The organism is Marinobacter sp. UBA2498 (assembly GCF_002341575.1).
Classification (GTDB): Bacteria; Pseudomonadota; Gammaproteobacteria; order Pseudomonadales; family Oleiphilaceae; genus Marinobacter; species Marinobacter manganoxydans.
Map to the genome: position 1 here is coordinate 437 of NZ_DDOI01000034.1, position 325 is coordinate 761.

At 54.8% G+C, this 325-nt stretch carries 1 protein-coding gene; it reads left to right on the forward strand.

Annotated features, from left to right (window positions below):
• Nucleotides 1–325 (forward strand): MBL fold metallo-hydrolase (locus tag B2W52_RS03455; RefSeq protein ID WP_286801303.1); only part of this gene is annotated, 325 nt, incomplete at both ends.

Here is a 325-nt window from a genome sequence, read left to right on the forward strand (position 1 = left end):
AATCGCGCAACGTAACCGGTCTGGCGCTGAGCCACGGCGGACCAAAACACTGGTACCTGATTGACTGCGGTGAAGGCACCCAGCACCAGTTGCTGAGAACCCATCATTCCGTGATGCAATTGCAGGCCATATTTATCACCCACATCCATGGCGACCATACGTTCGGGCTGCCGGGACTGCTGACCAGCGCCTCCATGCTCGGCCGCACCGCTCCTTTGTACCTTGTTGCGCCAAGACCGGTAAAAACCTTCATAGAGGCCGCCATCGTTAATAGTGACTCCAGCCTGAGTTTTGAATTGAGATTTGTCGATTCCGAAGCAGAGAA